General features: G+C 68.6%; 11 protein-coding genes. 6 read left to right on the forward strand and 5 right to left on the reverse strand.

What is annotated here, in order from left to right:
* Positions 1 to 133 precede the first annotated feature (133 nt).
* Positions 134 to 577, forward strand: coding sequence for a cytochrome c family protein (locus B5V46_RS02515; RefSeq protein WP_155773900.1), 444 nt, complete (start codon positions 134 to 136; stop codon positions 575 to 577).
* Positions 578 to 660: 83 nt separating this feature from the next.
* Here the strand turns inward: B5V46_RS02515 and bchO are convergent, their stop codons facing one another.
* From bchO to B5V46_RS02535, 4 genes are read right to left on the reverse strand one after another with little or no spacing between them, the layout of a single operon-like run.
* On the reverse strand, positions 661 to 1524 hold the full coding sequence (bchO, locus tag B5V46_RS02520; RefSeq protein WP_080615126.1) for an alpha/beta fold hydrolase BchO: 864 nt from the start codon (positions 1522 to 1524) through the stop codon (positions 661 to 663).
* A gap of 8 nt (positions 1525 to 1532) precedes the next feature.
* Positions 1533 to 3233, reverse strand: coding sequence for a magnesium chelatase subunit D (locus tag B5V46_RS02525; protein WP_080617924.1), 1701 nt, complete (start codon positions 3231 to 3233; stop codon positions 1533 to 1535).
* The gene (gene bchI, locus B5V46_RS02530) at positions 3226 to 4239 is read right to left on the reverse strand and encodes a magnesium chelatase ATPase subunit I (RefSeq protein WP_080615127.1); all 1014 of its coding nucleotides are present in this window, start codon (positions 4237 to 4239) and stop codon (positions 3226 to 3228) included. The genes B5V46_RS02525 and bchI overlap by 8 nt, the downstream gene beginning before the upstream one ends.
* On the reverse strand, positions 4236 to 5066 hold the full coding sequence (locus B5V46_RS02535; RefSeq protein ID WP_080615128.1) for a hypothetical protein: 831 nt from the start codon (positions 5064 to 5066) through the stop codon (positions 4236 to 4238). Before B5V46_RS02535 ends, bchI begins: the two co-directional genes overlap by 4 nt.
* A gap of 132 nt (positions 5067 to 5198) precedes the next feature.
* Between B5V46_RS02535 and B5V46_RS02540 the strand changes: the two genes are divergently transcribed.
* From B5V46_RS02540 to B5V46_RS02550, 3 genes are read left to right on the forward strand one after another with little or no spacing between them, the layout of a single operon-like run.
* Positions 5199 to 6755 (forward strand): phytoene desaturase, encoded by a 1557-nt coding sequence (locus B5V46_RS02540; protein WP_080615129.1) that lies wholly within the window; start codon positions 5199 to 5201, stop codon positions 6753 to 6755.
* 1 nt (position 6756) lies between these two features.
* Positions 6757 to 7812 (forward strand): 15-cis-phytoene synthase, encoded by a 1056-nt coding sequence (gene crtB / locus B5V46_RS02545; protein ID WP_080615130.1) that lies wholly within the window; start codon positions 6757 to 6759, stop codon positions 7810 to 7812.
* A 5-nt stretch (positions 7813 to 7817) separates the two neighbouring features.
* On the forward strand, positions 7818 to 8297 hold the full coding sequence (locus B5V46_RS02550; RefSeq protein ID WP_155773902.1) for a TspO/MBR family protein: 480 nt from the start codon (positions 7818 to 7820) through the stop codon (positions 8295 to 8297).
* A 101-nt stretch (positions 8298 to 8398) separates the two neighbouring features.
* Here the strand turns inward: B5V46_RS02550 and B5V46_RS02555 are convergent, their stop codons facing one another.
* Entirely contained in the window at positions 8399 to 9625 is a 1227-nt protein-coding gene (locus B5V46_RS02555; protein ID WP_080615131.1) for an FAD-dependent monooxygenase, read from the reverse strand.
* 86 nt (positions 9626 to 9711) lie between these two features.
* Here B5V46_RS02555 and B5V46_RS02560 point away from each other — a divergent pair, with 86 nt between their 5' ends.
* Positions 9712 to 11043 carry an amidase gene (locus tag B5V46_RS02560; RefSeq protein ID WP_231119203.1) on the forward strand — a complete coding sequence of 444 codons (1332 nt, stop codon included), beginning with the start codon at positions 9712 to 9714 and terminating at the stop codon, positions 11041 to 11043.
* Between the two features lie 139 nt (positions 11044 to 11182).
* Positions 11183 to 12364, forward strand: a complete 1182-nt coding sequence (locus B5V46_RS02565; RefSeq protein ID WP_080615132.1) for an aminotransferase class I/II-fold pyridoxal phosphate-dependent enzyme — start codon at positions 11183 to 11185, stop codon at positions 12362 to 12364.
* Positions 12365 to 12375 lie beyond the last annotated feature (11 nt).

The following is a 12375-nucleotide window of genomic DNA, read 5'->3' on the forward strand; positions in this document are numbered from 1 at the left end:
CTTGTGCGGGCTCACGGCCGCTCGGGACCAATCCACTGATCGGAAACCCTTTCTTTAGCAACCCATATCGATTGACCTTCCGAGACCTGCGTTCCATGGTATGCACCGGTTCAGCTGAGTCAGGGAGAGACCCATGATTTCGAAATTCACATTCGCTGCCGCTGCTGCGGCCCTGATCGCCGGTCCGGCTCTGGCCGTCGATGTGACGGGTGACGCGGCCGCCGGCGAGAAGGTCTTCAACAAGGTCTGCCAGACCTGCCATATCGTCGAGAACGATGCGGGCGAGGTGGTTGCGGGGCGCAATGCCAAGGTTGGTCCGAACCTCTTCAAGATGCCCGGCCGCCATGCCGCCGCCATCGATGGCTTCCGCTATTCCAAGCTGATGCAGGAAGCCGGGGAAAAGGGGCTGGTCTGGACCGAGGACGAACTGGTCAAATACGTGCCGAATCCGACCGATTTCCTGCGCACTTACACTGAGGATCCGAAGGGGCGCGGGCTGATGACCAACCAGCGCGTCAAGGAACAGGAAATCCGTGACGTCTTCGCCTATATCGCGAGCTTCGGCACCCACGAATAAGCTCACGCTATCACGCGAAACGGCCGCCGGTCGCCCCGGCGGCCTTTTTGCTGCGCCCGGCCTGTCGCGCGGAACGCTGCCGCTCAGATCCGGCTGGCGAGGAAGGTCTCGATCCGTGCGGTGACCGCCTCGGGGGCTTCTTCATGGGCCAGATGGCCGAGCCCGGGGAAGCGCGCAAGCTCGGCCTGCGGCAGCCGTGCCGCCGCGCGCACCGAGCCCGCGACCGGCACCGCGCGATCGTCCTCTCCCACGATCAGAAGCGTCGGCAGGTCGATCCCGGGCAGGTCGTACCAGAGCCCGTCCAGAGACCATTGCGACACCATGGCCAGCGTCGCGTCGGTATGGTGGCGGTCGGCCACCAGCCGGCGGTAGAGCGCGAGCCCCTCGGGAGAGATCCTGCTGCCGATCCCGGCGATCATGTATTCGACGCCGGCGGCCGTGCCGAGCCAGCGCGAGATTTCCGAAGCCGAGAACGGGTTCAGCGCCATCATCCGCGCCATCATCGGGAACACGAAGCCCGCCGCCCCCCTGAACCCTTCCAGCGCGGCGTTGATCCCGACCAGCGCCCGGGGTGGTCGTTTCAGGTCGCGCACCATCCGAAGCGCGAGGGCGCCACCTGCCGAATGGCCGACGATGGCGTCGGGCAGCAGCCCCTCGCCGTCGAGCAGCGCCGAGATGTCCCGGCTCATGGCGTCGAGCCCGCAGCGCTGGCGGGCGCCCAGCCTGGTGAAGCCCTGACCGGGCAGATCGAGCGCGACCACATGATAGTGCCGGGCCAGGATCGGGAAGACATCGCGCCAGCTATGGGTCGCGCCGCCGGTGCCGTGCAGCAACAGCACGACGGGCCCGTCGCCCGCTTCCTGCAGGTGCCAGTAATGGGGGCGGTGACGCACGAACCGGGAGAAGTCCCGGTTCGGCCAGTCATATCCGTCCCGGTCCCAGTCCATGCGTCTCCTCAGGCGTCGAGCGCGGCCGATACGGCGGTCGAGAGCCGGTTGGCATCGGCTCGCGGCAGCGGGATATAGGGCGCGCCCAGGGTCTCGGCCAGCGCCTTCAGCGACCGTTCGGGCCGCTGGCCCATGTCGATCACCATGGCGGGATAGCCGTTGACCCGGAGTGCGGTCGCCATCCGCGTCGCATCCTCGGCCGCCAGCGTCCGGTTTGCGGTCCCGTCGAGCGCGATATTCGCCCGCCCGTCGGTCAGCAGCGCGACGGTCGGTGTCATGCCCCGCCCCTTGGACTGGATCGCGAGTTCCAGCGCGGTCTTCAGCCCGGCCGCGAGCGGTGTGCCGCCCCCGCCCGGAAGGGCCGCGAGCCGCCGCTTGGTCTGGACCAGCGAGCGGGTCGGCGGCAGCAGAAGCTCGGCCGCCTCGCCCCGGAATGCCACCAGCGCGACATGGTCGCGCCGCGCATAGGCCTCGGCCAGCAGCAGCTCGACCGCGCCCTTGGCCTCGGCCAGACGGGTCATCGCCGCCGAGCCCGAGGCATCGACCACGAAGATCAGGAGCCGGTCGGATTTCTCCTCGAAGCGCTTGATCCGGAAGTCGTCGGTCCGGATATGCAGGGACCGCTCGAAGCTCGATTCGCGCTTGCGGATGGTCTGCCAGGGCGCGGCCGCGCGCAGGGTCGAGATCACGTCGAGCCGGGCACCGGTATCGAGCCGCCCGCGCCGGGCCGGGATCGGCCGGCCGCGCCGGTTGCCCTTGCGCTTGGCGCCGGCGCCGGAAATGCCGCCGCCCGCACGCTGCGCCTTCTGCGCGGCGAGATTGGCCAGCAGATCGGCCGGAAGCGTGGCCTTTGCGGCCTCGAGCAGGATGTCCTGAAGCGGCAACTCGTCCAGCGACTGGCTTTCGCCCTCGTCCTGGTCCTTGTCGCCCTGCTCGGGTTCGGGCGGGGGCGGGTCGTCCTGCGGCGGCTGGTCGTCCTCGGCCGGTTCCTCTTCGGGGAATTGCGTCGCGCGGGGCGCCAGCACCAGCTGGACGGCGGCGGTCAGGTCGTCCTGATCGACCTCGTCATTGCCGGCAAGCGCGGCCAGTGCCTTGGCGGCCTTCAGGGCCAGCATCGGGGCGCGCAGCGAGTCGATCCCCAGACGCACGGCCAGCACGGTCAGGTCTTCCAGCACGCTGGTCCCGGCCCGAACGCCGGGCAGCCGGGCGCGGGCTGCGGCCAGGGCCTCGGTATCCATCGCGATGCGCTCGGTCTGGCCCCAGGGCAGGGCGTCGAGATCGAGATGCAGCGCCAGCCGGTCGGTCAGCGCCGCGGGCAGGGTCTCCTGCGGCTCGGCGCCCTCGTCCATGGCGATCAGGCAATGCCCGCTGCCCTGATCCATCGCCCCGGCCAGCCTTGCGGCCAGCCCGGGCTGGGTGCGTTCGGCCATCGGCAGGACCAGGATCGCCGGCTCGGCCAGGATCCCCGCGCGTTCGACCAGCTTGCCCGAGGACAGCGTCGCGGTCAGGTCGATGCCGCCGAACAGCTGCTCGTCGCCGATCGAGGGGTGCAGGCGCTTGAGCGGCAGGGGCAGGGCGGGCAGCGCCTCGATCACCCGGTCGCGCACCGGCCCCGACCGGGCGCGGAGCCACAGGCCCCCCAGCCCGGCCGGATCGACGGCCAGTGCGTTCAGGCCGATCTCGACCCGGGTCCAGAGGCCGTCAGGCAGGCTCACCCAGCACCTCCTCGACCACACGGCCCACGCGGGTGGTGGACCCGGCCTCGTCCAGAGGATCGCGGCGCAGGCGGTGGCGCAGCGCCGACGGCGCGACCTTGCGCACATGCGCCCGGGTGACCGCATCGGCGCCCTCGAAGGCCGCCAGCGCGCGCGAGGCCTTCAGAAGCGTCAGCTCGCCCCTGAGCCCGTCAGAGCCCAGCGCCAGGCACAGCTCGGCACAGTCGCGCAGAACCGCCTCGTCGCTCGCCATGGTCTTGAGATGGGCACGGGCTGCGATGATCTTCTCGCGCAGCTCGGCATCGGCGGGGCGCCATTTTTCCATGAAGCCCTCGTAATCCATCTCGTAGGTGTCGCGGCGGCGGATCACCTCGATCCGGGTGTCGATATCCTTGGGCGAGGTCACTTCGACCGACAGCCCGAAGCGGTCGAGAAGCTGCGGCCGCAGCTCGCCCTCTTCGGGGTTGCCCGAGCCGACCAGCACGAAGCGCGCCGGGTGCCGGATCGACAGACCCTCGCGCTCGACCACGTTCTCGCCCGACTGGGCGACGTCGAGCAGAAGATCGACGATGTGGTCCTCGAGAAGGTTGACCTCGTCGATATAGAGATAGCCGCGGTTGGCGCGCGCCAGAAGGCCCGGTTCGAACGCCTTCTCGCCATTGGTCAGCGCCTTCTCGATGTCGAGCGCGCCGACCACCCGGTCCTCGGTCACGCCGAGCGGCAGGTCGACGACGGGCGTCGGCCGGGTGACGATCTCGGTCGAGGTCAGATGCGCCCAGTCCGGGCACTGGTCTAGCGCGGGCGAGTTGACCGGGCAGCTCGCGACCGCCTGGATCGGTGGCAGCAGCGCCGCCAGCGCGCGCACGGCCGTCGATTTGCCGGTTCCGCGGTCGCCGAAGACCAGAACGCCACCGATCCCCGGGTCGATTGCCGTGAGGATCATCGCCTGCTTCATCTCCTCCTGGCCGACGATGGCGGAGAAGGGAAAGGGTTGAGTCATGCGGACACTTTCGATTTCTTGGACCCCCGGGACTTCCTGGGAGCTTTCTTGGGCTTCGCGGGCGCTTGGGCCGCGGGTTTCTCGGTCGCGGCGGGCTCGGCAGGGGCCGGAGCGGCCGGTCTGGAGTCCGATTTCAGTTTGGCCATCGGGCTGCCGCCTTCCCACGTACCCTCTTCCTCGAGGATTTTGAAGCGGGCATAAAGGTCTTCCTTGAACCAGTGATCGCCATAGGCGGCCCGGATCGCGTGGCCATGCGGGGTCTGGCCATGGGCGAAGCCCGCCATGGTGCCGGTGCCCTGCCAGAGCGAGAAGGTCACCTGCTGCACCCAGGGCACTTCGGCCAGGCCCATGTGGAAGACGCAGGTCGGATCGGCCGCGACCTCCTTCTGGATCTGCGGCACATGCTTCCAGAACTGCAGCGCGACCGGCAGTTTGACGGTGGCGCGGGTCAGGACCGCCAGCGGGCCCTCTTCGGCCTTTTCGGTCACCTTCAGCGGCTCGACCCCGGACCACATGCCGCGGGCCGAGGTGGGGGTGAGGTAGATCGTATAGGTCTCGCAGGAATGGTCGCGCAGCGTCCGGTGGGTGATCGAGCCCTTCAGGCCCGCCTTGGCGGTGGCCATGTCGGGCCAGACGCAGAGAATCGCGTTGACGTCGACATTGGGGCGGGGGTTGAAACCTTCATCCGAACCGGTGCCCAGAAGCTTGAAGAATTCCAGCCCCGGAACCGCCTTCAGCGCGAAGCGCCCGCGGGCCATCTGGCTCAGCGCTTCGAGGCGCGAAGCCCAGTTGTCATAACGGAAAAAACTGATGGTGACGACTTGCATTTGCGACTCTCCTAAACCGGCTGTCGGTCATCTTCTGGGCTCTTCGGGGTGCGACCGCAAGGAACCTGCCGCCCCCGGCGCGTATCCGGTAGAAGCATTGTAAACTAAACTAGACAGGTTTAACCTAGCGACATGATGACACGAGTAGATCCCGCCCTGGCGGATGAAGCTGTTCGGGCGGGTCGTCCGCACGCCGTTGTAATCGGAGCCGGGTTGGGCGGGCTGGCCGCAGCGATGCGTCTTGGCGCCAAGGGCTACAGGGTGACGGTCGTCGACAAGCTCGATGTGCCCGGCGGGCGCGGCTCGGCGATCTGGCAGGATGGGCACCGTTTCGATCTGGGGCCGACCATCGTCACCGTGCCGCAGGTCTTCCGCGAGCTCTGGGCCGCCTGCGGGCGCGATTTCGACCGGGATGTCACGCTGGCGCCGATGGACCCGTTCTACGAGATCGTCTTCGCCGATGGCGAGCGTTTCCGGGCGCAGCAGGACACCGAGAAGATGCGGGCCGAGGTGGCGCGGATCTCGCCCGACGACCTGGCGGGCTATGACCGGTTCCTGAAGGATGCCGAAAAGCGCTACTGGTTCGGCTTCGAGGGGCTCGGCCGCCGTCCGATGAACGAATGGAAGGACCTGGTGAAGGTCCTGCACATCTTCGGCAAGCTGCGCGCCGACCGCTCGGTCTATGCCCATGCCGCGAGCCGGGTGAAGGACGAACGCCTGCGCATGGCGCTGTCCTTCCATCCGCTGTTCATCGGCGGCGACCCCTTGAACGTCACCTCGATGTACATCCTCGTCAGCTATCTCGAGAAGGAATTCGGCGTGCATTACGCGATGGGCGGCGTCGCTGCGCTCGCGAAGGCCATGGCCGGGGTGATCGAGGGGCAGGGCGGCACCCTGCGGATGAAGACCGAGGTCGACGAGATCGTCGTCAAGAAGCACCGCGCGACCGGTGTCCGGCTGGCCTCGGGCGAGGTGCTGGACGCCGATGTCGTGGTCTCGAATGCCGATGCGGGCTTCACCTACAGCCACCTTCTGCGCAATACCCGCCGCTGGCGCTGGACCGACGAGAGCCTGGCCAGGAAACGCTGGTCGATGGGCCTGTTCGTCTGGTATTTCGGCACCAGGGGCACCCGTGGCAAATGGGCCGATGTGGGCCATCACACCGTGATGAACGGGCCGCGCTACAAGGGACTCTTGAAGGACATCTTCTTCCGGCCCGAAGAGCTGGCCGAGGACATGAGCCTTTACATCCACCGGCCGACGGTCACCGACCCCTCGGCCGCGCCGGAGGGCGACGACACATTCTATGCGCTGTCGCCGGTGCCGAACCTGCATTGCGACACGCCCGTCGACTGGAAGGCCCGGGCCGAAAGCTACCGCCAATCGGTGCAGGCGGTTCTGGAAGAGAGGCTGCTGCCGGGTCTCGGCCAGCATGTCTCGACCAGCCTCGTCTTCACCCCGGACACCTTCCAGGCGCGCTATCTCTCGCCCTATGGCGCGGGTTTCTCGCTGGAGCCCCGGATCTTCCAGAGCGCCAATTTCCGTCCGCACAACATCAGCGAGGAGGTCGAGGGCCTCTATCTGGTGGGTGCAGGCACCCATCCCGGCGCGGGCCTGCCCAGCGTCGTCACCTCGGCCGAGGTGATGGCCAAGCTCGTGCCCGATGCGGACAGCGTCACGGCAGGCTGAGATGATCGATCCGGCCGATCTGAAGCATTGCGAGGACTCGATCCGGACCGGGTCCTATTCCTTCCATGCGGCCTCGAAGCTGCTGCCGGCGCGGGTCCGCAACCCGTCGCTGGCGCTGTACGCCTTCTGCCGGCTGACCGACGATGCGGTCGATCTGACCCATGACAAGTCGGCTGCGGTCCTGATGCTGGGCGAGCGGCTGGACCTGATCTATCGCGGCCAGCCCCGGAACGCGCCCTGCGACCGGGCCTTCGCGGCAGTGGTCGACGAGTTCGAGATGCCGCGCACCCTGCCCGAGGCGCTGCTCGAGGGCATGGCCTGGGACGCGATGGGGCGGCGCTATGAAACGCTGTCGGGGGTCTATGCCTATTCGGCCCGGGTCGCGGCGGCGGTCGGCGTGATGATGGCGGTGCTGATGCGGGTCCGCGATCCGCATGCGCTGGCACGGGCCTGCGATCTGGGCGTCGCGATGCAGCTGACCAATATCGCCCGCGATGTCGGCGAGGACGCGGCCGAGGGCCGCTTCTTCCTGCCGTTGCAATGGATGAACGAGGTCGGGCTCGATGTCGAGGAATTCCTGGCCCGGCCGCAGCCCTCGCCCAGCATCCGGCGCCTGACCCAGAAGCTGCTGGCCGATGCCAACCGGCTGTATTTCCGGTCCGAGCCGGGCGTGGCCGAGCTGCCTTTCGCCTGCCGTCCGGGCATCTTTGCCGCGCGCAACATCTATGCCGCCATCGGCCGCGAGGTGCGCCGCGCCGATTACGACAACATCACCCGCCGCGCCTATACCAACAAGAGGCAGAAGCTCGGCTGGCTGATCTGGTCCTCGATCCAGGCCCTGACGGCCAGCGTGATGCCGCGCTCGGCGGTGCTGTACGGCAAGCCGCTGCCCGAATGCGCCTATCTGGTCGAGGCGACCGCGATTCGGCGGCCATCGGACAACCCATGGGGCGAGGGCCGGGCCGGAGAGATCATCGCGATCCTGGCCCAGCTCGAGGCGCGCGAGCGCGCGAGACGCGGTGCCACATTGGAACAATATCGCCGCAAGGCTATTTAAGGTACATGATGATCGATTGGCCCCTCTTCGGAATATTCCTCGCGACCACCTATGCGGCGGGCGCGACAGGTGCGTTCTTCTCGCCAGACGGCTGGTATGACCGCATCGACAAACCAAAATGGACCCCGCCGAACTGGCTCTTTCCGGTGGCGTGGTTCGTGCTTTACATCTGCATGGCCTATGCCGCGACGCGCGTCGCGATCTCGGGCAGCCCGCTGCTTGCCTACGCGCTGGCGATCTGGGGCTTGCAGGTTGCTTTCAACACGCTCTGGTCGCCGGTCTTCTTCGGCCTGCACCGACCGGGGGCGGCACTGGTCGTTCTCTGCGGGATGTGGATCTCGGTCCTGGCCATGGCGGTTTCGTTCTACCAGACCGACATGTTCGCGGGGCTGCTGATCGCGCCCTATGTGGTCTGGACCAGCTATGCCTGGGCGCTGAACTTCTCGATCTGGCGGCGCAATCGCGGCGCGGCGCAGCCCGCGTAAGCCAGACACAGACCTGCCCGATCAAAACCCGATACCAGTCGCCCGGCCTTTCGGCCGGGCGCTTTCGTTCGTTCGATCTTCGGAAAAGGACCGGCCGCGGCCTAGAGCGGCCGTCCGGTCATCAGCCGTGGCAGGCCGCCGGTCAGCCCGGCCGCCTCGCGGATGAAGCGGCGGCGCAGGCCGGGCAGCGCCGCGACCGCACCCAGACCCAGATCGCGGCCGAGCCGCAGCAGAGGGTTGTCGTTCGAGAACAGTGCGTTGACTGTATCTGTCCCGGCCGCCATCAGGGTGGTGTCGAAGCGCCGCCAGGTCTGGTAGCGTTCGAGCACGTCGATGGCGCCGATATCCTCGCCCCGCCGTTTCGCTTCGACCAGCACCTGGGCCAGCGCGCCCACGTCGCGAAGCCCCAGATTGAGCCCCTGGCCCGCGATGGGATGCACCCCATGCGCGGCATCGCCGACCAGCGCCAGCCGCGGCGCGCAGAAGGCATTGGCCAGCGTCAGGTTCAGCGGATAGGTGAAGCGCGTGCCTTCCAGCGCGATCTCGCCCAGGAAGTTGCCGAAGCGGGGGCGCAGCACCTCGAGATAGGCGTCGTCATCCAGCGCCTGGATCGCGGCGGCCTGGGCGTGGCGCTCGCTCCAGACGATCGAGCTGCGGTTGCCGGGCAGCGGCAGGATCGCCAGCGGCCCCGGCGGCATGAAGAACTGATGCGCGGTGCCGTTATGCGGGTGCTCATGGGCGATGGCGCAAACGAGCGCGGTCTGGCCGTAATCATGCCCCGTGCGGCGGATGCCCGCGCGCTGGGCGGTGCCCGACCGGCGCCCGTCGCAGCCGACCAGCACCCGGCCGCGAAGCTGCCGGCCCGAGGCCAGCGTCACCGTCGCCCCGGTCGCGCCGGTCTCCTGCGCCAGAACGGTCTCGCCCGACAGGGTCGTGATCCGGGGCTCGGCCTCCAGCGCCTCCAGCATCGCGCGGCGCAGATGGCGGTCCTCGATCATGTGGCCCATCGGGCCTTCCTCGATCTCGCCATGGTGGAAATCGAGGAAGAAGGGCGCAGCACCTTCGCCCGCCCGCCCGTCCGAGGCGACGATCTCGAGGATCGGCTGGGCGCGATGGACGAGTCCTGGCCAGATCCCGATGGCCGAAAGCAGCCGGGTCGAGCCCAGCGCCAGCGCATAGGAGCGCCCGTCGAAGCGGTCATCGGTCCGCTCGGCGCTGGGCAGGGCGTCGATCACGGTCACGGTCAGCCCGGCCCGGGCCAGGGCCAGCGCAAGCGCCGGGCCGTTGAGCCCGCCGCCGACGATCAGGATCTCGGAATCGTAGGTCATGGCGTGAATATGGCGGTCTTCCCGGGATTGTCCATAAGTCCCGGTGCCGTTAGCGTCGCGCAGATATCGGGTGAGGGAGATTGCGGATGGCGAGTGACTGGCTGGGGATGAGTGCGGGCGATCTTGGTCGCGGTATCGGGACGGGCAAAATCGACCCGGTCGATCTGACGGAGTGCTTTCTCGCCGGGATCTCTGGCCATCCGCTTGGCGAGCGGATCTATGCCCGCACGACCCGGGCACGGGCGCTGGCCGAGGCCGGGGCGGCGCGCGAACGGGCGCGCTCGGGAATGCGGCTCGGGCCGCTCGACGGGGTGCCGATCTCGTGGAAGGATCTCTTCGACAGCGCGGGCATCGCGACCGAGGCGGGCGCGGCGTTGCTGCAAGGGCGGGTGCCCGGGCGCGATGCCGAGGTGCTGGCGACGGCGAGTGCGGGCGGGCTGGTCTGCCTTGGCAAGACCCATATGACCGAACTGGCCTTCTCGGGGCTCGGCGTCAATCCGGTCACGGCCACGCCGCCCTGCATCAACGCGCCCAAGGGGGCGCCGGGCGGATCCTCCTCGGGGGCGGCGGCCTCGGTGGCCTTCGGTCTGGCGGCGGGCGCGATCGGGTCCGATACCGGCGGCTCGGTGCGCATCCCGGCGGTCTGGAACGACCTGGTCGGGCTCAAGACCACCGCCGGGCGGATCTCGCTGAAGGGCGTCGTGCCGCTCTGCCCGAAATTCGATACCGTGGGTCCGCTCGCGCGCAATGTCGGGGATGCGGCGCTGCTGCTGGCGGCGCTCGAGGGCGGCCGGGCTGCCGACCTGGCCGGGGCGCGTCTCGAGGGCCTGCGGTTCATGGTGCTGGAAACGGCGGCCTTCGACGGTCTGCGCGATGCGCCCCGGGCCGGGTTCAACCATGCGCTGGAGCGGCTCGCTGAGGAGGGCGCGACCATCGTCCGGCAGCAGGCGCCCGAGGTTGCCGAGGCGCTGGCGCTGGCCGGGGTGCTGTTCGCGACCGAGGCCTATGGCACCTGGCGCAACAGGATCGAGGCCGACCCCGACAAGATGTATCCGCCGGTCCTGGACCGCTTCCGCAGCGGGCGCGCCTTCTCGGGCGCCGATTACGTTGCCGCCTGGCAGACGCTCGAGGGGTTGCGCGCGACATGGGCCCGGCGGGTGTCCGGCTTCGATGCGGTGCTGATGCCGACCTGCCCGATCCTGCCGCCCGATGTCGAGCGGCTGCTGGCCGATCCCGACTTCTTCATGGCCGAGAACCTTCTGGCGCTGCGCAACACCCGGATCGGGAACCTGATGGGCGGCGCGGTTCTCACCCTGCCGACCGGGGTGCCGGCGACGGGGATCTCCTTCATGGGGCTGCCGATGTCGGAAGAGCGGTTGTTGCGGATCGGCGCGGCGGCGGAACGTGCCCTGACCTAAATGCCACAACTTTGCCCGGCAACGGGTTGCGCGCGCCGGGCTTTCTGGACCCCGGCGCGGCGAGGGTCTATCGTGATCCGCAATCGGAGCGCTCAGACGACTTCGAACCGAGGCAGTAAGACAGACAAGACAGGGGTCCATGACCTTTCCCGAGCGGTTCTCGAACCTACCGGATTACGCGTTTCCGCGACTCAGGCGTCTTCTCGACGTCCATGAGCCCGGCGGCGTGCCGGTGCACATGACCATCGGCGAGCCCCGGCACGCCTTTCCCGACTGGGTCGCCGGTGTCGTCGCCGAGCATGTCCATGAATTCGGCAAGTACCCTCCGAACGAGGGCACGCCCGAGCTGCGCGCGGCCATCGCGGGCTGGGTGGGGCGCCGCTATGGCGTGACACTCGACCCCGGGACCCAGGTCACCACGCTGAACGGTACCCGCGAGGGGCTGTTCAACGCCGCGCTTGCGCTTTGCCCCGAGACGAAAGCGGGCGCCCGGCCCGTGATCCTGACGCCGAACCCGTTCTATCAGGTCTATGCGGTGGCCGCGCTGGCAGTGGCGGCCGAGCCGGTCTATGTGCCCGCGACCGCCGAAACCGGCTTTCTGCCCGATTACGGCGCGCTCGCGCCCGAGCTGCTGGACCGTGTCGCCATCGCCTATCTCTGTTCGCCCTCGAACCCGCAGGGCGCCGTGGCCGACCGCGGCTATTGGGCCGATCTGATCCGGCTGGCCGAGAAACACGATTTCCGGATCTTCGCCGATGAGTGCTATTCCGAGATCTACCGCGACAGCCCGCCGCCGGGCGCGCTGAGCGTGGCGGCCGAGCTTGGCGCCGATCCCGAGCGGGTGGTCGCGTTCCATTCCCTGTCGAAACGCTCGAACCTGCCGGGGCTGCGTTCGGGCTTTGCTGCCGGCGGGCCGGGCAGCATCGGCCGGATCAAGCAGCTTCGGTCTTATGCCGGGGCTCCGCTGCCCCTGCCGCTGCAGCGGGTGGCCGAACGGGTCTGGGCCGACGAGACCCATGTCGCGGCGAACCGGGCGCGGTATCAGCACAAATATGCCATTGCCGATGAGATCCTCGGGGGCGTGGCGGGGTATCGGGCTCCGGAAGCGGGGTTCTTCCTGTGGTTGCCGGTCGCCGATGGCGAGGCGGCGGCGCTGAAACTCTGGCGCGAGACCGGGGTGCGGGTCCTGCCCGGCGCCTATCTGGCGCGGGATGTCGACGGCACCAACCCGGGCGCGGGCCATATCCGCGTGGCCATGGTTGCCGCCGAAGATGAAATGCGTGCCGCGCTGGTCCGGCTGCGCGGCTGTCTGTACGATTGAAAAGGGCGAGG

This window comes from Rhodovulum sp. MB263 (assembly GCF_002073975.1).
Classification (GTDB): domain Bacteria; phylum Pseudomonadota; class Alphaproteobacteria; order Rhodobacterales; family Rhodobacteraceae; genus Rhodovulum.